This is a genomic window from Thermoclostridium stercorarium subsp. stercorarium DSM 8532 (assembly GCF_000331995.1).
In the GTDB taxonomy this organism is placed as follows: Bacteria; Bacillota; Clostridia; order DSM-8532; family DSM-8532; genus Thermoclostridium; species Thermoclostridium stercorarium.
Window position 1 is genome coordinate 924,565 of record NC_020134.1, and the last position, 24,386, is coordinate 948,950.

A 24,386-nucleotide genomic window follows, 5' to 3' on the forward strand; every position below is an offset into this window, starting at 1 on the left:
GATTGCGGATAAATCTTATTTCATATAAGTCTATTTTGATAAGTATTTTTTCAAATATATGCCTGTATATGATTTTGGGTTTTCAGCCACTTCTTCAGGAGTTCCCGTGGCTACAACCGTACCTCCCATGTCTCCGCCCTCGGGCCCGAGATCAATTATATAATCTGCAGATTTAATCACGTCCATGTTATGCTCGATTACAATTACCGTATTGCCACTGTCCACCAGTTTCTGGAGTATATTGATGAGTTTATGGACATCTGCGAAATGCAGTCCTGTTGTGGGCTCATCCAGTATATACATTGTTTTGCCGGTGCTTTTTCTGCTTAATTCGGCGGCAAGTTTAATTCTCTGCGCTTCGCCTCCCGATAATGTGGTGGAAGGCTGGCCCAGTTTGATATATGAAAGACCGACGTCATACAGAGTCTGCAGCTTGCGCCTGATAGCCTCGATGTTTTCAAAAAATTTCAGGGCTTCCTCCACCGTCATTTCCAAAACATCGTATATATTCTTACCTTTGTATTTTACTTCGAGAGTTTCCCTGTTGTAGCGTTTCCCGTTGCATACTTCACACGGAACGTATACATCTGGAAGAAAATGCATTTCAACCTTGACGGTACCGTCACCGTTGCACGCTTCACAGCGGCCTCCGCTTACGTTAAAGCTGAAACGGCTTTTGGTATATCCCCTTGCTTTTGCGTCGGGAGTGGACGCGAACAAATCCCTGATCAAGTCAAACACGCCTATGTATGTCGCAGGGTTTGACCTCGGAGTCCTTCCGATGGGGCTTTGATCAATGTTTATTATTTTGTCCAGATTCTCAATACCTTCAATTCTGTCGTGCTTTCCGGGAATTGTCCTTGCACGGTTGAGTTTCCTCGCCAGCGCCTTATATAAAATATCATTGACAAGGGAGCTTTTCCCTGACCCTGAAACACCGGTCACGCAGACAAATACTCCCAGCGGAAAGGTGACGTTGATGTTTTTCAGATTGTTTTCCCGCGCCCCGTACAGCGTCAGAAATTTGTCCGAAGTCCTTCTTTTTTCGGGCACGGGTATTGAAAGTCTTCCGCTCAGGTAAGCGCCGGTGATGGAATCAGGATTGTTTTTGATATCCTCCACTGTACCGCACGCAACCACATGACCTCCGTGTTCACCGGCCCCCGGTCCTATATCTATAACATAATCGGCGGCAAGGATTGTGTCCTCGTCATGTTCCACCACTATAACGGTATTGCCCAAATCCCTGAGATTGTGCAGGGCTCTGATGAGCTTGTCGTTATCCCGCTGGTGAAGGCCTATGCTGGGTTCGTCAAGAATATAATCAACCCCGACGAGACCCGACCCAATCTGGGTGGCCAGACGAATGCGCTGGTGTTCGCCGCCGGACAGGGTACCCGCCGATCGCGACAGTGTAAGGTAATCCAGGCCGACATCAATAAGAAATCCCAATCTCGCCTTTATTTCTTTCAGGATATGTTTTGCAACGGCCTGCTCAAAGTCGGTAAGGGAGATTTGATCAATGAAGTTGTATAAATCTTTTATTGACATATCGGTCATTTCATAAATATTTTTACCGGCAACGGTGACGGCCAGCGATTCTTTTTTCAGCCTCCGGCCTTTGCATAACGGGCACGGGGTTATGCGCATGAATTCCTCATATTCGGCCTTTACCGTGTCGGATGCCTCCCTGTAATGGCGTTCAACGCTTTCCAGTATCCCCTTGAATACCACTTCGTGTTCATAACCCCCGTACCTGCTCTGGTAATAAACCTTAACGGGCTTGTCGGTACCGTACATCAGCAGGTCGTGTATTTCCTTTGGATAGGATTCAAAGGGAACAGTCAATGAAAAGTTGAATTCCCTTGCCAGGGCTTCAAGGACGGCTCTTGTCCAGCTTCCCTTATCTTTGCTCGACTGCCAGCCGTATACGGTAATAGCTCCCTCATCGATGCTCAGACTTTTGTCGGGTATCATCAGGTCTTCGTCAAATTCCATTTTATAGCCTATGCCAGAGCATTCGGGACAGGCACCGAAGGGATTGTTGAATGAAAAGCTTCTCGGTTCTATTTCGGCAATGCTGATACCGCAGTCGGGACAGGCAAAATTCTGGCTGAAAGTAAGAGTTTCACCACCGACTATACTTATCATGACAATACCGCCGGTCAGTCTGAAAACGCTTTCGATGGAGTCGGTAAGCCTGGATTCTATTCCGGGCCTTACAATCAGGCGGTCCACGACAATTTCAATATTATGCTTGACATTCTTGTCCAGGCTGATTTCCTCGGATAAGTCATACTGAATTCCGTCCACTATAACACGCACATAACCGTTCTTTTTTGCCTGCTCAAAAACTTTCTCATGACGGCCTTTTCTGCCTCTTACCACGGGGGCAAGGACGAGAATTCTCGTGCCTTCGGGCAAGGACATTATCTGATCCACAATCTGATCAACTGATTGCCTTTTAATCTCCCTTCCGCATTCGGGACAGTGGGGAATACCTATTCTTGCGTATAACAGACGAAGATAGTCATATATTTCAGTAACCGTTCCCACCGTCGAACGTGGATTGTGGCTGGTTGACTTCTGAGAAATCGAAATGGCGGGCGAGATCCCTTCTATGCTCATAACCTCGGGCTTCTTCATGTTCCCGATGAACTGTCTTGCATAGGAAGACAGAGATTCCATGTACCGTCTCTGACCGTCGGCGTATATTGTGTCAAAAGCAAGGGACGATTTGCCCGAACCGCTGAGGCCGGTTATAACAACCAGCTTGTTTTTCGGAATGTCTATGTCAATGTTTTTCAGATTATGTTCAGAGGCGCCCCTGATTCGTATATATGATGTCTCGCTCATTTGTATCTCCTTTCAATAAGCATTGAAGTTACGCGGCAGTAAACGCCTGAGGATATATTATGTCTATAATAATAATTTTATCAGATTATAAACATTAAGGGTAATTACCGGAGTTGAAAATAACTGGCAGATGAGTTGCTTTGACCGGAAAATAACCGAGGGCCCTTCCGGGGTTATATTTTATAAAAACTTGTCTGAGGGTAAAATAAAACGTATAATAAATTAAATGGATAATTAAATTCTTTTGTTTTAGGAAGGGTTTTAAATAAATGGCTGAAAGAAAGGTAATGGAAAGAAACGAAGAACTGATACAGAGACAGTATGTTTATATTGATAAAGTAAAGGAGATAATCAGCGAGAAAGCCAACAACGAGGGAAGGCAGCCAACGTATGAGGTAAAGGTTTTCGGATGCCAGATGAATGAGCTTGAATCTGAGCAGCTTGCGGGAATGCTGGAGGAAATGGGCTTTACAAAGGCTGCACCGGGCGAACAGGCAGACATTATTGTGTTCGATACTTGCTGCGTCCGGGAAAACGCCGAGGAGAAAATTTACGGAAATCTTGGTTTTTTAAAGTCCATGCTGGATAATAAAAAGAGCATTATTGCGATAACGGGATGCATGATGCAGCAAAGCCATGTGGTGGAGAGAATCAAAAAGTCCTACCAGCATGTGGGTATTGTGTTCGGAACTCACAACCTGTTTACTTTTCCCGAGCTTTTGTATAAACACCTGACACGTCAGGAACGGATATTTGATGTCTGGGATTCGGAAGGACAGATAGTGGAAGGTACCCCGATATCTAGGTCAGACAAAGTCAAGGCTTATGTCAGTATCATGCAGGGATGCAATAATTTCTGTTCCTACTGCATAGTTCCTTATGTCCGCGGAAGAGAGCGGAGCAGGAAAAAGGAAGACATCATGGATGAAGTAAAGCGTCTTGCGGAGGCTGGTTACAAGGAAATCACCCTTCTGGGCCAAAATGTTAATTCATACGGAAACGATCTTGGCAAAAAAGACGCTTTTGCCGACTTGCTGTATTCACTTAATGAAATTGACGGAATAGAAAGAATCAGGTTTACCACATCGCACCCGAAGGATCTTTCAGACAGCCTGATAACCGCGATGAAGGAGCTGCCGAAGGTCTGCGAACATCTGCATCTGCCGTTCCAGGCCGGAAGCACGAAAATTTTAAGGGCAATGAACAGAAAGTATACAAAGGAGCAGTACCTTGAGCTTGTTGACAGGGTACGTGCCGCAGTACCGGGTATTTCTTTTACCACCGACATTATCGTAGGTTTCCCCGGTGAAACCGAGGAGGATTTCCAGGATACCCTTGACGTGGTAAAAAAGGTGCGTTTTGATCAGGCATATATGTTTATGTATTCAAAAAGAAAGGGGACAAAAGCTGCGGAATTTGAGAACCAGGTTCCTGAAGATGTAAAGAAGGAACGCTTCCAGAGGCTGGTGGAACTGCAGAATGCCATTGTTGCCGAAATAAACAAGACTTATGAGGGCAGGACCGTTGAGGTATTGGTGGAAGGCATAAGCCGGAACAATGACAAAATGTACACCGGACGCACAAGAAATTATAAACTGGTTAATTTCCCCGCAAGTGAGGATTTGACGGGAAAACTTGTACGGGTGAAAATTGTGAGGGCATGGCCTTTCTGGCTGGAAGGAGCGGTAATTCCGGAAGGTGAAGTGTCATGAAACTTACACCCATGATGCAGCAATATATTGAAACAAAGAAGCAATATCAGGACTGCCTGCTGTTTTTCAGGCTGGGGGATTTTTATGAGCTTTTCTTTGAAGATGCCGAAATAGCATCAAGAGAGCTGGAAATTGCGCTCACCGGCAGGGACTGCGGCCTTGATGAAAGGGCGCCGATGTGCGGAGTCCCATGGCATTCCGCGCACCATTACATAGCCAAGTTAATAAATAAGGGATATAAGGTTGCCATATGTGAGCAGATGGAAGACCCGGCACTGGCAAAGGGAATAGTAAAGCGTGAGGTTACCCGCGTTATTACCCCCGGAACGGTAACAGACCCTGAAATGCTTGACGAGAAAAAAAATAATTTCCTGATGTCGGTGTACTGTTCCCGGAATTATTTCGGAATTGCCGTTGCGGACGTTACCACAGGTGAATTTTACACCACCCAGCTTATTTACGGCAATACTGTGAATAAGCTGTTTGATGAAATATATCGTTATCAGCCTTCGGAATTATTGGTTAATCAGCAGTTTCTGAAAAATGTCCCCGGGGAAACCCTTGACATCCTTAAGGAAAGAATGGGGATTTATATTACCCCCCTTGACGATGAGTATTTTGACAGGAATAAAGCTTTAAGCGGCATTAAAAACTACAAAGGCTGTAATTCGATAGAACAGGACGAGTTTGCTCTGTGCGCGTCCGGGGCGCTGATAGGGTATCTGAAAGTAACCCAGAAGGTTGATTTGAACCATATAAAGGAAATTCAGAAATACAAAATTGAAAATTACATGATTATTGACAGTTCAAGCCGCCGTAACCTGGAGCTTACCGAAACATTAAGGGACAGAAAAAAACGCGGCACCCTGCTGTGGGTACTTGACAGGACAATGACGGCAATGGGCGGGCGCCTGCTCAGGAAATGGATTGAGCAGCCTTTGCTGGACGTAGATGAAATCAACAGGCGGCTTGACGCGGTTGAAGAGCTTAAGGACAAGTTCATGATACGGAGTGAGCTGAGGGAACTTCTTAAAAAGGTTTACGACATGGAAAGGCTGGCATCAAAGCTGGTTGTGGGAAATGTAAATGCCAGGGATTTGCTGGCGCTGAAAGCGTCAATGGGTCAGATACCCTCCATTCTGGATCTGATGTCGGATTTGAAAACCGAACTTTGTGTCGGAATCCGGGATGAAATAGATCATATGAATGACATATATGAACTTATTGATAAATCCATTGCCGAGGATCCCCCGGTGACCATAAAGGACGGCGGAATAATCCGCGACGGCTATTCCGAAGACGTTGACACTTACAGAAAGGCATTTACCGAGGGAAAACAGTGGATAGCTGATCTTGAGGCGAAAGAACGGGAGCTTACGGGCATTAAGAATCTCAAAGTAAGGTACAACAAGGTGTTCGGGTATTATATTGAGGTAACCAAGGCCAATCTCAGCCAGGTACCCGACAGGTACATACGCAAACAAACCCTTGTAAACGGTGAACGTTTTATTACCGAAGAACTGAAAAAACTTGAGGATACCATACTCGGGGCGGAGGAAAAGGTTAAGAACCTTGAGTATGAGCTGTTCTGTGAAATAAGGGAGAAAATTGCCGCCGAAGTTCACCGTATACAGCGCACGGCAGACAGACTGGCTCAGCTGGATGTTCTGTGTTCACTGGCGGAAGTGGCCGACAGGGAAAATTACGTTAAACCCGTAGTCCATGAAGGCAGCGAAATTGATATAAAGGACGGAAGACATCCTGTTGTTGAGAAAGTTCTCGGCTCCAGTCCCTTTGTTCCTAATGATGCTTATTTGAATGATGACACCGACAGGGTGATTATAATAACCGGGCCGAATATGGCCGGAAAATCCACTTATCTGCGGCAAGTGGCTTTGATTGTGCTGATGGCGCAGATGGGAAGTTTTGTTCCCGCGTCAAAGGCGACCATCGGAATAGTGGACAGAATATTTACCCGTGTCGGCGCGTCTGATGATTTGGCATCAGGGCAGAGCACATTTATGGTGGAAATGACCGAAGTGGCAAATATACTGAACAATGCCACACCCAGAAGTCTTTTAATTCTTGACGAAATCGGAAGGGGGACAAGCACCCATGACGGCCTGGCGATTGCTTGGTCGGTGATAGAATATATAAACGATAAAAGCCGTTTGGGATGCAGGACCCTTTTTGCAACCCATTACCATGAGCTTACCGAGCTGGAGGACAAGCTGACCGGGATAAAAAATTGCTGCATAGAGGTTAAGAAAAGGGGCGACGAAATAATCTTTCTGAGAAAAATCATACCGGGTGGTGCGGATCAGAGTTACGGCATAGAAGTCGCCGGTCTTGCAGGTGTTCCTGAACTGGTCATTGAAAGGGCGAAACATATTTTGAATGAGCTTGACGCCGCCGACATAAACAAAGGCGGAAAGGCGCGGAAGAAAAGCACCAAGCCTGTTGACGGCCAGCTGGATTTGCTGTCGGCGGGCATGCTGTCGAAGACCGAGCGGGAGGTAATTGATGAAATACGGGCTCTGGATACAAATTCGATGACGCCGTGGGATGCAATGAACAAGCTTTATTATTTTCAGCAGAAGCTGAAATAATTCTACTATAATAAAAGGAGTTACTGATGGGAAAGGTTGTAATTCTTGATGAAAACACCGCCAATCAAATAGCGGCAGGCGAGGTTATCGAAAGGCCTGCGTCGGTTGTAAAGGAAATGGTGGAAAACGCCATTGACGCCCATGCAACTTCGATAACCGTCGAAATCACAAACGGCGGGGTTAAAAGTATAAAAATCGTAGACAACGGAGACGGAATTGAAGGCGACGACGTGGAACTGGCATTTGAAAGGCATGCCACAAGCAAAATCAGATCTATTGATGACTTAACCAGACTTTCAACGATGGGCTTCCGCGGTGAGGCCCTTGCAAGCATCGCTGCGGTTTCAAAAGTGGAAGTGATAACAAAAACCGAAGATGCCAAAACCGGGACAAGGGTTATAGTGGAGGGCGGAAAGGTTGTGCTTTCCGAACCCACCGGAGCGCCAAAGGGAACCACTTTTATTGTCCGGGAACTTTTTTATAACACTCCAGCCCGGTACAAGTTTCTGAAAAAGGATACGACCGAGGCAACCTATATCCACGACGTTATTTCGAAAATTGCGCTGGCAAGGCCGGACATTTCGATAAAGTTTGTTAACCAGGGCAAAACGGTTATTCATACTCCCGGAAATCATGATCTTTTAAGTACGGTTTACAGTCTTTTCGGAAAGGATACCGCCCGCGCCGTTATACCGGTTAATCTCACATTTAACGGCGTTAAGGTTTCAGGTTTTGTGGGAAAGCCTGAAATATCCAGAGGAAATCGGAACCTCGAAATGGTATTTGTTAACGGAAGGGTTGTGTATAACAGGACAATAATCACCGCAATAGAAGAGGCATATAAAACAAGGCTGATGCAGAAAAGGTTTCCGTTTACCGTTCTTAAAGTCGACGTGCCGCCCGAAACCGTTGACGTAAATGTGCATCCGGCAAAACTGGAAGTGCGTTTCAGTGATGAAAACATGGTTTACAGGACGGTTTACATGGCAGTTTCGGATGCACTGTCGGGAGCATCGCTTATACAAAGCATCGAAGAAGAGGATGGTTCAGAAATATTCAGTTTCGGCGAGGTTAATATCGAAAACAAGCCTGAGCAGACAAAAATGCAGTTAAAACCTGTAATCCGGCCTGCACCTTCCGATGCTTTCATCAGAGCAGGTGAACATTCAGGTAAAATTGAATCCGCAAGGAAAAATGATGATATTAGAAAAGAATCCTCTGAAAGCAATATTCCGGGTGAATCCCTGCATGTAAAGGAAATAACGGAATCCCCGGTACGGAAAGAAGAATATAAACAGTCTCACAAGGCTGAAGTCAGGCCAAATGATAATATTTCCCGGGAAACAAAAACAGCCGGTGCGGTGGCCCGGCAGGCGGGAACAGATACGGACAAAGAAGCGGGTGACGACAGGGAAAGACTTTTAAATGCAAGGATTATCGGTCAGGCTTTCGATTCGTATATAATTCTCGAGGAAGGCGAGGATGTATTTGTCATAGATCAGCATGCCGCCCATGAGAGGATAAGATTTGAAACATTAAGGGAGTGGTTTGTCCATGAAGAGGCGTTCAGCCAGGGACTGCTAAGCCCCGTGATGGTGGAGCTTACTCAGCAGGAAATGCATGAATTTACCGAGCTGGAGCCTTATATCAGAAAACTTGGCTTTGAAGCTGAAGTATTCGGCAACAGGACGGTGCTGGTCAGGGCAATACCGTACCTGCTCACCGAAGGTTTCTCAGACAGGGATTTCAGGGATATTCTTGGAAAACTCAGCGAGGAAACGCGCGGTGTTTTGGAAATAATCCCTGAGGAAACAATTTACATGATGGCCTGCAAAAGTGCCATTAAAGCGAACAGACCCATGTCTGAAATGGAAATCCAAAGCCTTGTCAGGGAACTGGTAAAATGTGAAAATCCGTACACATGCGTGCATGGAAGACCGGTAATAATCAGCATCAGCAAAAAAGAACTGGAGAAAAAATTCAAAAGGATAATCTGACGGGATGGAATATGGATAAGACAGTGATTGTCATAGCCGGACCTACGGCATCAGGAAAAACCGATCTGGCAATAAATCTGGCGCTGGAAACAGACGGCGAAGTGGTATCCGCCGATTCAATGCAGATTTACCGATATATGGACATTGGAACAGCAAAGCCCACAAAAGAGGAAATGCGGGGAATACCTCATCATATGATTGATATTGTGGATCCCGGCGAAAATTACAGCGTTGCGTTATATAAGAGGGATGCCGAAAACTGTATAAGGGATATTCTGTCGAGAGGAAAGCTCCCGATTGTGGCGGGAGGAACAGGACTTTATATAAACAGCCTGATCTATAATATTAAATTCGGCGAAACGGTAATTGACGAGGAGTTTCGCGAAAGGATGCGGAAAATTGCCGAAACAGAGGGGCCGAAAGTTCTTCATGAAATGCTTGAAAAGGTTGATCCGGAAAGCGCGGCAAAAATACATTACAACAATGTAAAAAGGGTAATTAGGGCGCTGGAAGTATATGAGTATACAAAAAAGCCCATATCCCAGCACCAGAAGGAGTCCAGAACCGAGCCTCCCGAATTCAGGTATCTGGTTTTCATACTCAGCATGGACAGAGAGAGACTGTATGACAGGATTAACAGAAGAGTTGACAAAATGATCCAAAAAGGCCTTGTAGATGAAGTGAGAAGACTCCTGAAAATGGGGTATAAACCCGGTTCAACGGCGTTGCAGGGGCTTGGCTACAAGGAAATAATTCGTTTCCTCAACAATGAGTTGCCCTTTGAGGAGGCAATACGTATATTGAAAAGGGATACACGGCATTTTGCGAAAAGGCAGCTTACCTGGTTCAGGGCCATAAAAGAAGCAGTGTGGCTTGAGGGAGGAGAAGAAAATTTAGAAAAAAATACTAAAAAAATTCAGGAATACCTTGAAACATCGATTTAATTTATATACAATAAGGATAATATTATATTTTTTGTTTATTTTTTTGATTTTATTTTTTGGCGAGGAGGCTCTATTATGAACAAAAACATTAATTTGCAGGATGTTTTTCTCAACCAGGTAAGAAAAGAACACATACCGGTAACAGTGTATCTTACAAACGGTTTTCAGCTCCGCGGTATGGTAAAAGGTTTTGACAATTTCACCGTAGTTATAGACAGCGAAGGAAAGCAGCAGCTTGTTTACAAACATGCCATATCCACCGTTTCACCGATGAAAGCTGTGAACATAATTTTCAGCGATAATAATTCAAAATCACAGTAATAACTTGGAAGTGTTGAAGGACCCGGAGGCGTGTTAAACCCAGCCTCCGGGTCTTTTAAATTATACAGGTTGCTTTTCAGACAATAATATAGTATTATTTAATTGATACCTTAATGTCAGTTTTTTGATATCGATAAGGAGTAGAATATGCCAAAAACCGAGGATATAATTCAAAGATCAGGGGTATCGCGAAGCACGCTTTTCAGGTTTCTGAGAGGCAATAACGTAAGGCCTGAAGCGAAAAAAGCCATACTGAAAGCAATGCACGAACTGGGCTACAGCACAAAGGAACTGTTTTTGAAAGATGTGGTTCTGGAAATCAGTGTCGCGAAGGATTTTGAGAAATTTAAAGGTTTCACTGAAGTGATACATGGTATCACTGAAAGAGCCGAAATGAAAAAAATAAGAATTCAGCTTGTCATACGTACCGGGGAACAGATTAGAAGGGACTACGAAAAGTGGAGTGATAAAAACGATGCGAAAGGGGTTATCATTATAGGCAAGGATGCGGAAAACGAAAACCTGGAGGCACAGTGGCTGAAGCAGAAAAAAATCCCGCATATTTTTGTCAACCGCGTAATGGAAGACCCGGATATAAGTTATGTGGCCGTAGATGTGAGAAAAGCGGCATGTGATATTGTGGAGTACCTGATTAAGAAAGGCCATACGAAAATTGCAACGCTGGGATATCCCGATATTCTCAGAATAGACAGAGACAAACTGGCGGGTTACGACGATGCCTTTGAGAAAAACGGTTTAAAAGCTGATAAAAAGTATAAATTTATACTTAAGGAACATGATACATCGATTGATGCAATTGAGGCCATACTTAAAATGGAAGATAGGCCCACGGCCTTTTTCGGCATATGCGATTCATATGCGATGGAATTCATTAACAAGGCAAGGGAAATGGGGCTGAGAGTGCCCGAGGATATTGCCGTGGTGGGAATGGATGATCTGGATATAGCGCAGTACTTTAAGCCCTCCCTTACGACGGTGAAAACTCCGTTCAGGGAACTGGGAATATTGGCGGTGGATTATCTGCTGCAGATGTTAACGGACGATGTGGCAAGCGTTAAGGCTATTGTAAAACACACTTTGCACATCCGTGAATCTGCTTAATTTTTCATAACATAATAAAAAAATAAAAAATGGAGGTAATTAAAAATGGAAATTCGCTACAGTACACATCCTAATGATGTAAAACGCTACACAACCGAAGAATTGAGAAAAGAGTTCCTTATACCGAAGGTGTTTATTCCGGGTGAAATCAATCTTGTTTACAGCCATGTGGACAGAATGATTGCCGGAGGAGCTACTCCGCTCGACAAGCCATTGCGCCTTGAAGCAGGCAAGGAAATTGGCGCTGAATATTTTTTGGCCCGCAGAGAAATGGGAGTTATCAATATCGGAGGCAGAGGAAAGGTTATACTCGACGGCGAAGAATATGTTCTTGATGCGCGTGAAGGTTTGTATGTAGGCATGGGTACGAAGGAAGTAATCTTTGAAAGCGAAAATCCTGAAAAACCGGCTAAATTCTATATTAACAGCGCTCCGGCCCATACTTCATATCCCACCGTTAAAATTGATATCAAAAAGGCAAACCCCAGACATCTCGGTTCGCTGGCTCAGTCAAATGAGCGTACGATTTACCAGTATGTTCATCCTGCCGTTTGCAAGAGCTGCCAGTTGGTTATGGGATTAACCGTACTTGAACCCAACAACGTATGGAATACGATGCCATGCCATACTCATGAGCGCAGAATGGAAGTATATATGTATTTCGACATGAAGGAGGACGACCGGGTATTCCATTTCATGGGTGAACCGGGTGAAACCCGCCATATTGTTGTGAAGAACGAGCAGGCTGTTATTTCGCCGAGCTGGTCAATTCACTCCGGCGTCGGAACAAGCAATTATTCATTTATCTGGGGAATGGCCGGTGAAAACCAGACCTTCGACGATATGGACGCAGTGTCAATGGAATATCTGAAGTAATTTACGAAAATTTAAATTACTGTGAACGGGGGATTGATTTATGATTCTGGATCAGTTTAAACTTGACGGTAAAGTGGCAATTGTAACCGGTGCCAGCAGAGGCCTGGGGCAGGGGATGGCCGTTGCCCTTGCTGAAGCCGGTGCGGATATAGTCGGAGTCAGCTCCGGAGACATGTCGGAAACTAGGAAAAAAGTTGAGGAAACTGGCAGGAAATTTCTTGAGATACAGGCCGATCTCAGAGGCATAGAACCTATTGATGAAATAATAAAGAAGACGGTCGACACTTTCGGCAAACTGAATATTCTGGTAAATAATGCCGGAATAATCAGAAGGACCGATGCAGTTGATTATTCGGTTCAGGACTGGGACGACGTAATAAACATCAACCTCAGAACGGTATTCTTCTTCTCCCAGGCTGCCGCAAAGCAGTTTATTAAACAGGGCACCGGCGGTAAAATTATAAACATTGCGTCAATGCTGTCCTACCAGGGCGGTATCCGTGTTCCTGCCTATACGGCAAGCAAGCACGGAGTTATGGGCATAACAAGGGCCCTTGCGAACGAGCTTGCAAAACACAACATAAACGTGAATGCCATTGCCCCCGGGTATATGGCTACCGACAATACCGCGCCGTTGCGTGCCGATGAAAAACGTTCAAAGGAAATTCTTGAAAGAATTCCTGCAGGCCGCTGGGGCACGCCTGAGGACCTCGCGGGCGCGGTGGTATTCCTGGCATCCCCGGCTTCAGACTATGTCAATGGGTATACCATTGCGGTTGACGGCGGCTGGCTTGCAAGATAAACCGGGAAAAAAAGCCCATGGTTGAAAAGACCTCTGTCAAAGGCAGAGGTCTTTAATATTTTACTCTTTGACACTTCCTATGTTAATGGTTACGAAATATTTCTGAAGAAAAGGATACACGACGAGAATAGGGACTGTTGCCACAATTGTCATGGCTGCCCGCAATGAATTGGGTGTAACCGTGTTGCGCGACGTCTGGGATTCCGTCAGGTAGTCCGGCTGTTTTATTCCCATCTGCATAGATGAAGCTATAATTTTCATCATTTCGTATTGCAGCGTGCTTAACTCTTGTTTTGGTGCAAAAATGTAAGAGTCAAACCATGAATTCCATGCGCCTACTGCTACCCAGAGTGCGACGGTGGCCAGAACAGGCAGGCACATCGGGATAATGATACTGCAGTATATTCTGAGTTCACCGGCGCCGTCAATTTTCGCAGATTCCACGAGTGACGCTGGCAGGGAATTAATGTATGTGCGTATTACAATGACATTGAATGCGCCCACAAGAGAAGGAAGTATATATACCCAGAATTTGTTGATCAGGCCTAAACTGCGGTAAAGGAAGTACTGAGGTATCAGTCCTGCGTTTATGTACATAGTCATAACCATAAACACCGTAAGGTGTTTTCTGAAAACGAAATTCTTATGACTTAATACATACGCCAGCAAACCTGAGAAGAATACGTTCAATACCGTTGTCAGTAATGTACGGGCAACAGATATCAAAAAGGCCCTGAAAATTTTGTCTGTTTTAAATATACTCTGATAGTTATAAAGTGTCCATTTTCTGGGCCAGAAGTATATACCGCCCTTTATTGAATCCAGTGCGTCGTTGAAAGATATAACCAGCGTATTCCACATCGGATATAGCATAATAATGACAACAATGCACATTATAAATACTATTATTGCGTCAATAACCTTGTCACCGAACGTTTTTTTCATATATCTAACCTCCGTGCAGAATGGAAATGTTTTTAAACCAGCCTCTCTTCATCAAGCAAGGCTGCAATTTTATTACACAGAAGCAGTATGATGGTACTGACCACTGTCTTGAACATACCGGCGGCCGTTCCGAAAGAGAAACCTCCCGATCTGCCAAATCCCCGTTTTAGCACGAATATGTCAATGGTTTCAGACACATCAAGCACAAGTCCGTTTGAACCGAGGATATACTGCATTTCAAAGCCGGCATTAAGGATCCATCCCGCATTCATAATAAGGAGAACAATGATTGTGGATTTAATGCCCGGCAGAGTGACATGCCACATCCTGCCAAAACGCCCGTAACCGTCTATAGCTGCTGCTTCATACAGACATGGATCTATAGAAGTAATTGCCGCTAAATATATGATGCTATTCCACCCCATTGATTTCCACACGTTTGTAAACCCAACTATCCACCAGAAATATTCGGGTTTACCGAGGAAATGTATCTTCTCCTTAATAAGTCCCGATCTTAACAGTATTTCATTGAGAATTCCGTCGTCCATCGAGAGAATGTTTGAAACCAGTCCGCAGACAATAATCCATGAAAGGAAATGGGGCATATATGATATTGTCTGAACGACGCGTTTAAAATGATACAGATTTCCGGTAAGCTCGTTTAAAAGCAGCGCAAAAATGATTGCCGTAATAAAACCAAGGGCAAGATTTATTAAACTCATTCCGATGGTATTTCGCATTACACGATAGAAATCGGGATCGGTAAAAAGATTTTTAAAATGCAGTAATCCAACCCATTCCTGCTCCCAAAACTTATGGTATGGTTTATAATTCTGAAACGCCAGAGTCAGACCCCACAGCGGCAAGTAGTTAAAAATAAAAAAGTAGATAAAAAAAGGTATTGATATCAGTATTAAGCTCTTTTGTTTCCGGGCCAATTTCCAAAACTCTTTTTTTGAAACTGTTTTGCTTGTAGCCATTGTAATCCCCCTAATCATGAATTTCGGCGGGTGAATTATTATACAGGAGAGTTGGCCGAAATCGGGTCAACTCCCCTGTATCAACAATTTCAGAAAAAACAGGGTTATTAGTATATAACCTTACGTTCGCGGATTTCACGTTCTATTTCTTTCTCAAGGAAATGATAATCAATTTGTTCGTATTTTTTGACATATTCTTCCCAAGCAGCTTCAAAGTCTTCTGCCATGATTACGTTTGGAAGGTGACGGTTCTGGAGATCCGTAATCTGGTCGAATATGGCCTTGACCGGGTTATCTTCTTCCATTGTGGAGAAAATTGACCATACTTCAGGATATCCGGGATCCTTGCCCATCGGGAGGAAATCGGATTTGCTATAGAAGCCGTAGTGAGAATAGAATTCCCTGTCGTAATCGCTAAGGCCCTCAAGTTTTTCTTCCGGCTGATTTCCGGCACTGCATGCATTACCATTGGAATAACGACCTTCCAGTTTCGGGAACTGATCGCCAAGTACTGCTCCGGAGTTAGCCAGTCTCCACTGAGGATCGGCAAACTTGTCTCTCTGTTCCTGAGTGCGCCTGTAGCGTCCGTTTGCGTCCACATAATAGTCCTCGCCTTCAATGCCCCAGTACATTAGGCGGTGTACTTCCTCGTCAAGTAATGTATCCATAAACTGTAATGCACGTTCCACGTCTTTACACTTGATGCTGATACCCATACCGTTACCGCCTATAATTCCGTCGCTCTTGTATCTGTTATACGGCATCGGGGTTCCGTCAAGGCTTACGCCGATGGGTACGTATGTTCTCTCGTATTTTTTCTCGGCAATCAGTACGTTTTCGCCGTCCTGGAAGTTCCACTGTTGATCGAACATAGCAAGAACACGGCCCTGAGAGATAACTTTCAGATATTCGTCATAATTTCTTGTGAATGTTTCGGGATGAATCAGACCTTTTTTAAATGCTTCATTAAGTTTCTTATAATATTCTTTGGCATACCATTTGTTCTGGTAGATTTCGACTTCGAGAGTCTCGGGATTGACCACAACGTCGCCTTCGTTACGCCCGCCTATTAAGTGCTGGGGCGCGTTTTTCAGACAGAATGAACGCCAATCCTGGGAATGTACCTCGAAAGGAAGTGTAGGTTGCCCGTCAATTGTCGGATGCTCCTTATAGTAACGCTCTAACAGGTCGAAGAAATCATCCAGTTTTGTGGGATTTGAATATCCGTCCCATGCAAGTACATCTTTCTGAATCCAGAATGCAGGTCCGTTATAATCTCCGTAATAGAAATGATCCTGGCCGTCGTTAAGCCAGTACTCACGGCCCCATATGTCCAGTATGTATATTTTATTGTCGGGTGAAATACTGCGGAGTCTGTTAAGATAAGGTTCATAGTGTTTCCAAAGATTTGGATAGTTAGGAAGGTAATCGTCCAGTGCCACAAATGCACGGGCATTCAGAAATCTTCCGCGTGCCTGTCCTGCTCCTATAAGATCGGGATATTCGCCGCTCGCTATCATAATACCGACTTTTTGATCCATGTCACCGACGAGAAATTCAAACTCAATGGTAACGCCTGTAATTTCCTGGATTTTTTTAATGATTTTATTGTCCTTTGGGGGCGCTTCGCCGGGACCGGCTACAAACATCGTAAAGGTTATCGGTTTAAGTTTTTCACCTTCTGATGTTTCTGAGATTTGCCCTGGAGTTGGAGTGGAAGATTCTGACGTTGTGTCCTTGGCCTGAGGTGAACATGCTGCAGATGTGGCAACAATCATCATGACAGCCATAACCAGTGAGATAATTCTTGCTTTTTTCATTTTTTGCTCTCCTTTCATTTTTTTTATATTAAAGATTATTAATTACGTTTTTTCTCACCGGCTGCCAATTTCCACAGAGTTGCTAATTGATTGGTAAAAAGTTGTAAAATTCATATACTGCCATATTTTATTATTGTTAATTTTATTATATTTAGTTAATTTTATTATATTTAATAGAATTTTGGGTTGTCAAGATAAAACGTTTTATATTATTAATTTTGTGCCGACTTTATATGAGTTAATATTTTTAACTTCGCTTAGCGCCTTGATAAACACTACAATAGTGTCTGGCAGGCAATAATTGCCGAACTGAGTGACCAAAGGCATATAATAAAAACGTTTTATACTAATCATAATATATGCAAATAGGATTTATTAAATGAAATCGTGTAAATAAAAGTTGTTAAATTAAATAAATTACTGTATATTGAAACTAAGGTAAAAAAAGATATAAAGAAATTCCGGAAAGAAGAGGAGGCGAAATAATGAGAAAACAGAGATTCAACCCATATCTTCCTTCATGGGAATATATACCCGATGCCGAACCTTACGTGTTTAACGGCAGAGTATATATTTACGGCTCTCATGACCGGTTTAACGGCCACGCCTTTTGTCTAAACGATTATGTATGCTGGTCTGCGCCTGTTGACGATCTTTCCGAGTGGCGGTATGAAGGTGTGATATACAGAAAAACCGATGATCCGCTTAATCCTGATGGCAGAATGTGCCTCTATGCGCCTGATGTTACTTTGGGGCCTGACGGAAGGTATTATTTGTATTATGTTCTGGATAAAGTCCCTGTTGTGTCGGTTGCGGTTTGCGATACTCCTGCGGGTAAATACGAATTTTACGGTTATGTTCGTTACGCTGACGGAACGCGTCTTGGCGAAAGGGAAGGGGATTGGCCGCAGTTTGATCCGGCGGTACTTACAGAAGGGGAAAGAACATATCTGTATACAGGTTTTTGTCCCAAGGGTGACAAATCAAGGAAGGGAGCAATGGCTACCGTTTTGGGACCTGATATGCTGACAGTGGTTGAAGAGCCTGTGATTATTGTTCCAAGTGAACCATACAGCAGGGGAAGCGGTTTTGAAGGGCATGAATTTTTTGAGGCGCCTTCCATCAGAAAAAAAGGAGACACATACTATTTTATATATTCTTCGGTTGTAATGCATGAACTTTGCTATGCTACAAGCAAGCATCCGACTAAAGGTTTTAAATATGGCGGCGTGATAGTCAGTAACTGTGATCTTCATATTGATTCGTATAAGCCTGCGGAAAAGCCAATGTATTATGGTGGAAACAATCATGGCAGTATTGTTGAAATCAACGGAGAATGGTATATCTTTTATCATCGTCATACCAACGGGACCAGTTTCAGCCGGCAGGGATGCATGGAAAAAATTAAAATTCTTGAAGACGGTTCAATTCCTCAGGTGGAAATGACGTCGTGCGGTTCCGCCGACGAACCGTTACCCGGAAGAGGGGAATATCCTGCATATATAGCATGTAACCTGTTCTGCGGTGAAGAATCCGTTTATACCGATTTAACTGGCGCATGGATGAACAATCAGTTTCCGAAGATCACCCAGGACGGGAAGGACGGGGATGAAGAGCCGGGGTACATAGCGAACATGAAAGACTCTGCAACGGCGGGCTTCAAGTATTTTGACTGCAAGGGGATCAAATCGGTCAAGATTAAAGTGCGCGGGTATTGCCGAGGTGTTTTTGAGGTAAAAACATCCTGGAATGGGGAAGTACTTGGAAAAATCCCTGTTGAATTTTCAAATATATGGACTGAGTTCTCAGCCAGTATACCCATTCCGGACGGAATACATGCACTGTATTTTACATACAGGGGGTCGGGCAGTGCAAGCCTCAAATCATTCACTCTGTGTACTGACTAAAGTTAGTCCATGCTGTTTTCAACTGGGTTGGTATTTTCAAGCGAAGCATCTTCGCTTATTTTTTTTACCGACTCGCGAATAACAAGCCTGCAAGGTATTTTAATGATTTCTCCGGGAGCAGGTTCATAGCCCTGTTCGAGCATCTGTATCATTACTTTTGCAGCCTCATGCCCTATTTTCCCCAGTTGAATCTCATTTGTTGTGAGGCCGGGCTTAATACATTCAGCAATCTCTTTGTTGTCATAACCGGCTACCGAAATATCTTCTCCTATTCTGATACCTTTTTCATAAAGATAGTGGTATAAGCCCACCGCCATTAAATCATTCATGCAGAAGACCGCGGTAACGCCCTGACTTACAAGGCTTTCTGCAAGTTTGTAGCCTGATGCTCTCATCCAGTCGCCGTATTTGACAAGGTCAGGATTGAACAGAATTTTTTCTTCAAACAGTGCCTTCTGAAATCCTTCCAGACGTTTCATTGTATGTATATTATCAGGGGTGCCTGCGATTACGCCTATTTTACGATGCCCCATTGAAATCAGGTATTTGGCAATATCATATCCTCCTTTTTCATCATCAATTACAATTGAGGTATACTTCGGCGAATCAGATATTCCATAGACAACAATTCCCGGAATGCCGAAGTCATCGGGGAAACATTTTATAATACGGCAGTGACCGGCAACATATACAATACCGTCCACCTTTATTGAGAGCAGTTCCTTGACGGAAGGCTGAAGTACCGAGTTATATTTTTGACTGTCGTTATACCACGTGTTGGACCATTTATAATACAGCCGCATGTCAACAAGAACGGTGCGGTAATTATGCTCCTCGCAGTAAGCCATTATTGCCCCGACAATAGGGGCCGTGCTGAATATATTTAAATCTTCCACAATAATGCCGATAATCCGTGTTTTTTGCTTACGAATGCCCTGGGCAAAATAATTTGGCTTATAACCGGTCCGACGGACAACTTCAAGTACCTTCTGCCTTGTTTTTTCGCTGACGTTTGTTTTGCCGTTCAGTATGTTTGAGACTGTACTTACGGATACATTACATAATTGCGCTATTTCTTTCAGTGTAACCAATTTTCCCCGTTCCTTTCCATTGTAACCGGTAAAACATTTAATCAGAATTCAGCGATTGTAAAAATTTTCACGAAATGATAATATATTTGTAATATATTATACAATTCTTTTAAAATAAAGTAAATTTATTCTTTATAAATTTACTGAGCAAAGTCAGGTGGCATGATTTTTATTTTAATATTTTGTAAAACGTTTTACTAAGTTTTTTTAGAAGCTGGGATTTAAATATGCACAGGGAAGGGGGACCGAAACATGCTTAGAATGGTAAGGGTTGAAAACGGATTGGTAAGGGGGCTTCCTGCTGCCGATCCCCGGATAACAAGTTTCAAGGGGATACCCTTTGCAGCTCCTCCTGTCGGGGAAAACCGCTGGAAGGCACCGCAGCCGGCAAAAGACTGGGAAGGAGTTCTCGAGGCATTTGAATTCGCACCAATATCAATGCAGGCGAAGACAGCGCTTGATCCGAATAACATTTATACGAGGGAATGGCACGTGGATCCCGATATTCCAATGAGTGAAGACTGTCTTTACCTTAATGTGTGGACTCCGGCACGAAACGGTGATGAAAGACTTCCTGTGTTCGTTTGGTTTTTCGGAGGAGGTTTTCAGGTCGGATACACGTCAGAGATGGAATTTGACGGAGAACGTATAGCAAGGCGGGGTATTGTCGTAGTAACAGTGAATTACAGGCTTAATTCTTTCGGTTTTCTGTGCCATCCGGAAATTACGGCAGAATCTCCAGATGCTCCCGGGAATTTCGGTTTACTTGACCAGCAGGCGGCGCTCAGATGGGTTAAGAGGAATATTGCCGCATTTGGCGGAGATCCTGACAATATTACGATTGGAGGGCAGTCGGCTGGCGGAGGAAGTGTATTATTCCATCTGACATCTCCCCAAAACAAAGGGTTGTTTCAGCGGGCTATCATTCAAAGCGGCGTTTTTACGCCACTTTATGCAGGAAATCCGGTACCGAGGATGAATATGACCTTAAAGGAAGCGGAACGGGAGGGTATAAAATTTTTTGAGTTTCTTGGGGTTTCTTCTCTGAAGGAAGCCCGTAAACTGGATGCGGAATACATACTTAAAAAAACGTTGGAATATAATCATTTCTGGTGGCCTGTTATAGACGGTGTTTTCTGTACAGGGGACGCTTTTCGGCTTTTTGTTGAGAACAGGCGTTTGCAGGTGCCGTTAATTATGGGGCATACATCGGATGAATTTTTGGCGGCGCCTGATGTTAAGAGCAAGGAAGAATTCAGACGTATGGCAGACGAAATGTTTGGCAATGATGCGGGCGAATTTCTTGAGTTGTGCGGCTTTAATTCCGGAAGTATCGAGGAAATTAAAAAGAATGCAACCGTAAATTCGATCGAATATGCAATCCGGGTTGCAGCAAAAGCCAGTTTGGATGCAGGCTCTAAATCCCCGATTTATTATTACGTTTTCGATGCGGACATTCCTGGATGGGACAATCCCGGAGCCTTTCATTCGGTGGATTTGTGGTTTACTTTCGAGACTCTTGCAAAGTGTTGGCGGCCGTTCGTCGGAAAACACTATGACCTTGCAAGGCAAATGTGTAACTATTGGGCTAATTTCATCCGAACGGGCAATCCTAACGGGAAGGATTCAACAGGAGAGGAAATGCCTGAATGGGAGCCGTACGCTGTTGATGCACCTTATGGCATGCGGTTTGGGGACAGGGTAGAATTTGTCAGGCAGCAGCCAGGCGAACTGATGAAATTCCTGGTCAGGCAGTATTTTAAAAGGAATCTTTCGTAAGAAGCGTATAATTGAACATATGGACGCAGTTCATGTCTCATAAAGGAACTGTGTCCTTTTTTTATATTCCTGTTTAAAACACGTTAATATATTCAGCGGCTCCGGCGTATTATTTTTTTCTGCGAATACATACCTATACGTTTAAAATATTTGAATTATTGAAAATTTTTGTTAGAATATCAATAAATATAATAAAACGAAAATAATTTTTAACAGAGGGTGGTTATGGAATGAGTCTGAAAGAAAGTCTGAAAAATTTCATAAAAAATCAGTTCATTGAGGTTATTGAATGGACCGATCCGAGCGTGGATACGATTGTCTACCGCTTTCCCGTTGCCAATAAGGAGATAAAAATGGGTGCGATGCTGACGGTCAGGGAATCCCAGGTGGCAATTTTTGTTAACCAGGGCGAACTGGCAGACGTTTTCGGACCGGGACTGTATGAACTGTCTACAAACAATATGCCCGTCATGACAAAGCTGAATTCCTGGAAGTACGGATTTAACTCGCCTTTTAAAGCGGAAGTGTATTTTGTCAATACGAAACAATTTCTTGATCAGAAGTGGGGTACAAAATCCCCCGTTCCAATGATGGATCCCGTATTCGGACAAATTGAGGTAAGAGCGCGCGGTACATACTCATTCAGGGTGTCGGATCCTGTTAAATTCATGCGGGAGGTTTTCGGTACAAAGGAAAGCCTTAAAACCAGTGAAATAACATCTCAGATCCGTTCGTACATTATACAGTATATGAAAGATACAATGGCTGAATCAAAGCTTTCGTTCTTTGATTTACAGGGAAACCTGGTTGAATTTTCAGAGAAGGTTAAGGAAAACTTGTCGGCAAAACTGGGGAATCTCGGAATAGAAATTATTAATCTCACCATTGAGGATTTTTCAATGCCCGAGGAACTGATGGAGGCCTACCGTGAAGGGGCGAAGTACAATCTGATAGGCGGATTTGACAGGCATGTTAAAAAGGAAACGCTGAAAGCCCTGAATACTGCAGCGGCAAATGAAGGGGGAATGGCAGGACTGGGGGCTACCCTCGGTGCCGGGCTATTTTTCGGGAATATGATGAAAGAAAGTTTTTCACATCCTTCAGGAACTGAAAATGTGCTTTGTCCGCATTGCAGAAACGTGATAAGTGCGAATTCAAAGTTCTGTTCCAACTGCGGTAAACCTTTAGGGGCTGAAACCACGAGCTGCGTCAAATGCGGAGCTGAAATTCCGAAGGGCTCAAAATTTTGCATGAGCTGTGGCGCGCCTCAGACTACCGAAAAGACATGCCCCGAATGCGGAGCAAAAATATCTGCCCGGGCAAAATTCTGCAGTGAGTGCGGAGCTGTTTGCATGAGCTGACAGCAGAAAATAAAAACCATTTTGTTTTGTGCAGCTGTTTGGAGACAAGAGAATTTTGTTGGCAGTCAACATATAAAATTTTACCGTTTCGGAGGTTGGAAAATGAGCGAGGTAACCCAGTCGACACAGGAAGTTATCCATCAGTTTCCCTGTTCCGGCTGTGGTGCAGACATGGTTTTTGACGTCGAAAAACAGGCTCTTTCCTGTCCCTATTGCGAAAACATAATTGAAATTAACGCCGAGAATTCATCCATAAAGGAATATCCGATAGAGGCAGCGGCTGAGACTGCATCGAGAAACTGGGGAGGGAAAACGGTTATTATACATTGCGACAGCTGCGGTGCGGAAACTGTTATGGATGCAAACCGGTTAACGGCAGAATGCGCTTTCTGCGGTTCAATACATATCAGAACCCAGTCCAATGAGGACGTTATTAAGCCTGAATCCCTTGTTCCGTTCAAAATTGACAAGCAAACTGCAATAAATAAGTTCAGGACATGGCTTAAAAAACGCTATCTGTCACCGGGCAACCTAAAAATTTTGGCACGGGAAGAGAAAATACATGGAGTGTATATTCCGTTCTGGACGTTCGATGCCGACACAAACTCTTTTTACACTGCCGAAAAGGGAATATACTACTATGACACCGAGCGTGTTTATGTGAAGGACGGAAAAGGCGGAGGACGGTATGAGCAGAGAAGAGTCAGAAAAACCCGCTGGTACCCTACATCAGGCGTATACAGACATTACTTTAACGACGTTTTGGTATGTGCTTCAAATCAGGAAGGAAGGAACCTGATAAAAAGAATTGAACCTTTTTATACAACGGAGCTGGTTCCGTACAGAAGTGAATATTTGCCGGGCTTTTGCGCCGAAAAATACAGTATTGGCCTTGAGGAGGGATTCATTGAAGCAAGAGCGAGAATGGATTCCGAGCTGAGAAAACTTATCACCAGGCACATTGCTGCCGATGAGGTAAGGAATTTAAGAGTACGAACGTCTTATTCAAACGTAAAATTCAAACATATCCTTTTGCCCGTGTGGATAGCTGCATACAGATACGGGGACAGGATATACAAATTTGTTGTAAACGGCCAGACCGGGCTGGTAAAGGGTGAAGCGCCAGTCAGTATCGTAAAGGCGGCCGCAATAGCTGTTGTGGTATTGTCTCTTATTGTGCTGTATTATTTTTACCGCACAAACGGTTAGCATGCTTACTTATGTTGTCCGGATTGGCAGAAAACCACAGAAGTAGTATAATATT

At 43.9% G+C, this 24,386-nt stretch carries 17 protein-coding genes; 12 read left to right on the forward strand and 5 right to left on the reverse strand.

Going from position 1 to position 24,386, the window contains the following annotated elements:
• Positions 1–30: 30 nt before the first annotated feature.
• Entirely contained in the window at positions 31–2,856 is a 2,826-nt protein-coding gene (gene uvrA, locus CST_RS04105) for an excinuclease ABC subunit UvrA (protein WP_015358564.1), read from the reverse strand.
• A 269-nt stretch (positions 2,857–3,125) separates the two neighbouring features.
• Here uvrA and miaB point away from each other — a divergent pair, with 269 nt between their 5' ends.
• The 8 genes from miaB (at position 3,126) to kduD (ending at position 13,239) form a co-directional block, all read left to right on the forward strand.
• The gene (miaB, locus tag CST_RS04110; protein WP_015358565.1) at positions 3,126–4,568 is read left to right on the forward strand and encodes a tRNA (N6-isopentenyl adenosine(37)-C2)-methylthiotransferase MiaB; all 1,443 of its coding nucleotides are present in this window, start codon (positions 3,126–3,128) and stop codon (positions 4,566–4,568) included.
• On the forward strand, positions 4,565–7,177 hold the full coding sequence (gene mutS / locus CST_RS04115; protein WP_015358566.1) for a DNA mismatch repair protein MutS: 2,613 nt from the start codon (positions 4,565–4,567) through the stop codon (positions 7,175–7,177). Before miaB ends, mutS begins: the two co-directional genes overlap by 4 nt.
• A 26-nt stretch (positions 7,178–7,203) precedes the next feature.
• Entirely contained in the window at positions 7,204–9,174 is a 1,971-nt protein-coding gene (mutL, locus tag CST_RS04120; RefSeq protein ID WP_015358567.1) for a DNA mismatch repair endonuclease MutL, read from the forward strand.
• A gap of 11 nt (positions 9,175–9,185) precedes the next feature.
• Positions 9,186–10,118 carry a tRNA (adenosine(37)-N6)-dimethylallyltransferase MiaA gene (gene miaA, locus CST_RS04125; RefSeq protein WP_015484931.1) on the forward strand — a complete coding sequence of 311 codons (933 nt, stop codon included), beginning with the start codon at positions 9,186–9,188 and terminating at the stop codon, positions 10,116–10,118.
• A gap of 75 nt (positions 10,119–10,193) precedes the next feature.
• Positions 10,194–10,439, forward strand: a complete 246-nt coding sequence (gene hfq / locus CST_RS04130; protein WP_015358569.1) for an RNA chaperone Hfq — start codon at positions 10,194–10,196, stop codon at positions 10,437–10,439.
• A gap of 147 nt (positions 10,440–10,586) precedes the next feature.
• Complete coding sequence (locus CST_RS04135) at positions 10,587–11,561, forward strand: LacI family DNA-binding transcriptional regulator (protein WP_015358570.1); 975 nt, start codon at positions 10,587–10,589, stop codon at positions 11,559–11,561.
• Positions 11,562–11,606: 45 nt separating this feature from the next.
• A complete protein-coding gene (gene kduI / locus CST_RS04140) occupies positions 11,607–12,437 on the forward strand; it encodes a 5-dehydro-4-deoxy-D-glucuronate isomerase (protein WP_015358571.1) in 831 nt (276 codons plus the stop codon).
• 40 nt (positions 12,438–12,477) lie between these two features.
• Positions 12,478–13,239: a 2-dehydro-3-deoxy-D-gluconate 5-dehydrogenase KduD gene (gene kduD, locus CST_RS04145; protein ID WP_015358572.1), complete on the forward strand. Its 762-nt coding sequence runs from the start codon at positions 12,478–12,480 to the stop codon at positions 13,237–13,239.
• A 60-nt stretch (positions 13,240–13,299) separates the two neighbouring features.
• On the opposite strand, the gene CST_RS04150 is transcribed toward kduD, so the two are convergent.
• The 3 genes from CST_RS04150 to CST_RS04160 all read right to left on the reverse strand — a co-directional run bounded on the left by CST_RS04150 (position 13,300) and on the right by CST_RS04160 (position 16,984).
• Positions 13,300–14,184, reverse strand: coding sequence for a carbohydrate ABC transporter permease (locus CST_RS04150; RefSeq protein ID WP_015358573.1), 885 nt, complete (start codon positions 14,182–14,184; stop codon positions 13,300–13,302).
• Positions 14,185–14,216: 32 nt separating this feature from the next.
• Positions 14,217–15,164 (reverse strand): ABC transporter permease, encoded by a 948-nt coding sequence (locus tag CST_RS04155; protein ID WP_015358574.1) that lies wholly within the window; start codon positions 15,162–15,164, stop codon positions 14,217–14,219.
• 107 nt (positions 15,165–15,271) lie between these two features.
• Positions 15,272–16,984: an extracellular solute-binding protein gene (locus CST_RS04160; RefSeq protein WP_015358575.1), complete on the reverse strand. Its 1,713-nt coding sequence runs from the start codon at positions 16,982–16,984 to the stop codon at positions 15,272–15,274.
• Positions 16,985–17,469: 485 nt separating this feature from the next.
• Between CST_RS04160 and CST_RS04165 the strand changes: the two genes are divergently transcribed.
• A complete protein-coding gene (locus tag CST_RS04165; RefSeq protein WP_015358576.1) occupies positions 17,470–18,891 on the forward strand; it encodes a family 43 glycosylhydrolase in 1,422 nt (473 codons plus the stop codon).
• 2 nt (positions 18,892–18,893) lie between these two features.
• On the opposite strand, the gene CST_RS04170 is transcribed toward CST_RS04165, so the two are convergent.
• Entirely contained in the window at positions 18,894–19,982 is a 1,089-nt protein-coding gene (locus CST_RS04170; protein WP_015358577.1) for a LacI family DNA-binding transcriptional regulator, read from the reverse strand.
• Positions 19,983–20,234: 252 nt separating this feature from the next.
• Between CST_RS04170 and CST_RS04175 the strand changes: the two genes are divergently transcribed.
• The 3 genes from CST_RS04175 to CST_RS04185 all read left to right on the forward strand — a co-directional run bounded on the left by CST_RS04175 (position 20,235) and on the right by CST_RS04185 (position 24,331).
• Positions 20,235–21,761 (forward strand): carboxylesterase/lipase family protein, encoded by a 1,527-nt coding sequence (locus CST_RS04175; RefSeq protein ID WP_015358578.1) that lies wholly within the window; start codon positions 20,235–20,237, stop codon positions 21,759–21,761.
• A 230-nt stretch (positions 21,762–21,991) separates the two neighbouring features.
• Entirely contained in the window at positions 21,992–23,122 is a 1,131-nt protein-coding gene (locus CST_RS04180) for an SPFH domain-containing protein (RefSeq protein ID WP_015358579.1), read from the forward strand.
• Positions 23,123–23,224: 102 nt separating this feature from the next.
• Entirely contained in the window at positions 23,225–24,331 is a 1,107-nt protein-coding gene (locus tag CST_RS04185) for a TFIIB-type zinc ribbon-containing protein (protein ID WP_015358580.1), read from the forward strand.
• Positions 24,332–24,386 lie beyond the last annotated feature (55 nt).

Excerpts from the sequence above, each read along its gene's own strand:
- uvrA (WP_015358564.1), bottom strand. The coding sequence starts at position 2,856 with ATGAGCGAGACATCATATATACGAATCAGGGGCGCCTCTGAACATAAT.
- miaB (WP_015358565.1), top strand. The coding sequence starts at position 3,126 with ATGGCTGAAAGAAAGGTAATGGAAAGAAACGAAGAACTGATACAGAGA.
- mutS (WP_015358566.1), top strand. The coding sequence starts at position 4,565 with ATGAAACTTACACCCATGATGCAGCAATATATTGAAACAAAGAAGCAA.
- mutL (WP_015358567.1), top strand. The coding sequence starts at position 7,204 with ATGGGAAAGGTTGTAATTCTTGATGAAAACACCGCCAATCAAATAGCG.
- miaA (WP_015484931.1), top strand. The coding sequence starts at position 9,186 with ATGGATAAGACAGTGATTGTCATAGCCGGACCTACGGCATCAGGAAAA.
- hfq (WP_015358569.1), top strand. The coding sequence starts at position 10,194 with ATGAACAAAAACATTAATTTGCAGGATGTTTTTCTCAACCAGGTAAGA.
- CST_RS04135 (WP_015358570.1), top strand. The coding sequence starts at position 10,587 with ATGCCAAAAACCGAGGATATAATTCAAAGATCAGGGGTATCGCGAAGC.
- kduI (WP_015358571.1), top strand. The coding sequence starts at position 11,607 with ATGGAAATTCGCTACAGTACACATCCTAATGATGTAAAACGCTACACA.
- kduD (WP_015358572.1), top strand. The coding sequence starts at position 12,478 with ATGATTCTGGATCAGTTTAAACTTGACGGTAAAGTGGCAATTGTAACC.
- CST_RS04150 (WP_015358573.1), bottom strand. The coding sequence starts at position 14,184 with ATGAAAAAAACGTTCGGTGACAAGGTTATTGACGCAATAATAGTATTT.
- CST_RS04155 (WP_015358574.1), bottom strand. The coding sequence starts at position 15,164 with ATGGCTACAAGCAAAACAGTTTCAAAAAAAGAGTTTTGGAAATTGGCC.
- CST_RS04160 (WP_015358575.1), bottom strand. The coding sequence starts at position 16,984 with ATGAAAAAAGCAAGAATTATCTCACTGGTTATGGCTGTCATGATGATT.
- CST_RS04165 (WP_015358576.1), top strand. The coding sequence starts at position 17,470 with ATGAGAAAACAGAGATTCAACCCATATCTTCCTTCATGGGAATATATA.
- CST_RS04175 (WP_015358578.1), top strand. The coding sequence starts at position 20,235 with ATGCTTAGAATGGTAAGGGTTGAAAACGGATTGGTAAGGGGGCTTCCT.
- CST_RS04180 (WP_015358579.1), top strand. The coding sequence starts at position 21,992 with ATGAGTCTGAAAGAAAGTCTGAAAAATTTCATAAAAAATCAGTTCATT.
- CST_RS04185 (WP_015358580.1), top strand. The coding sequence starts at position 23,225 with ATGAGCGAGGTAACCCAGTCGACACAGGAAGTTATCCATCAGTTTCCC.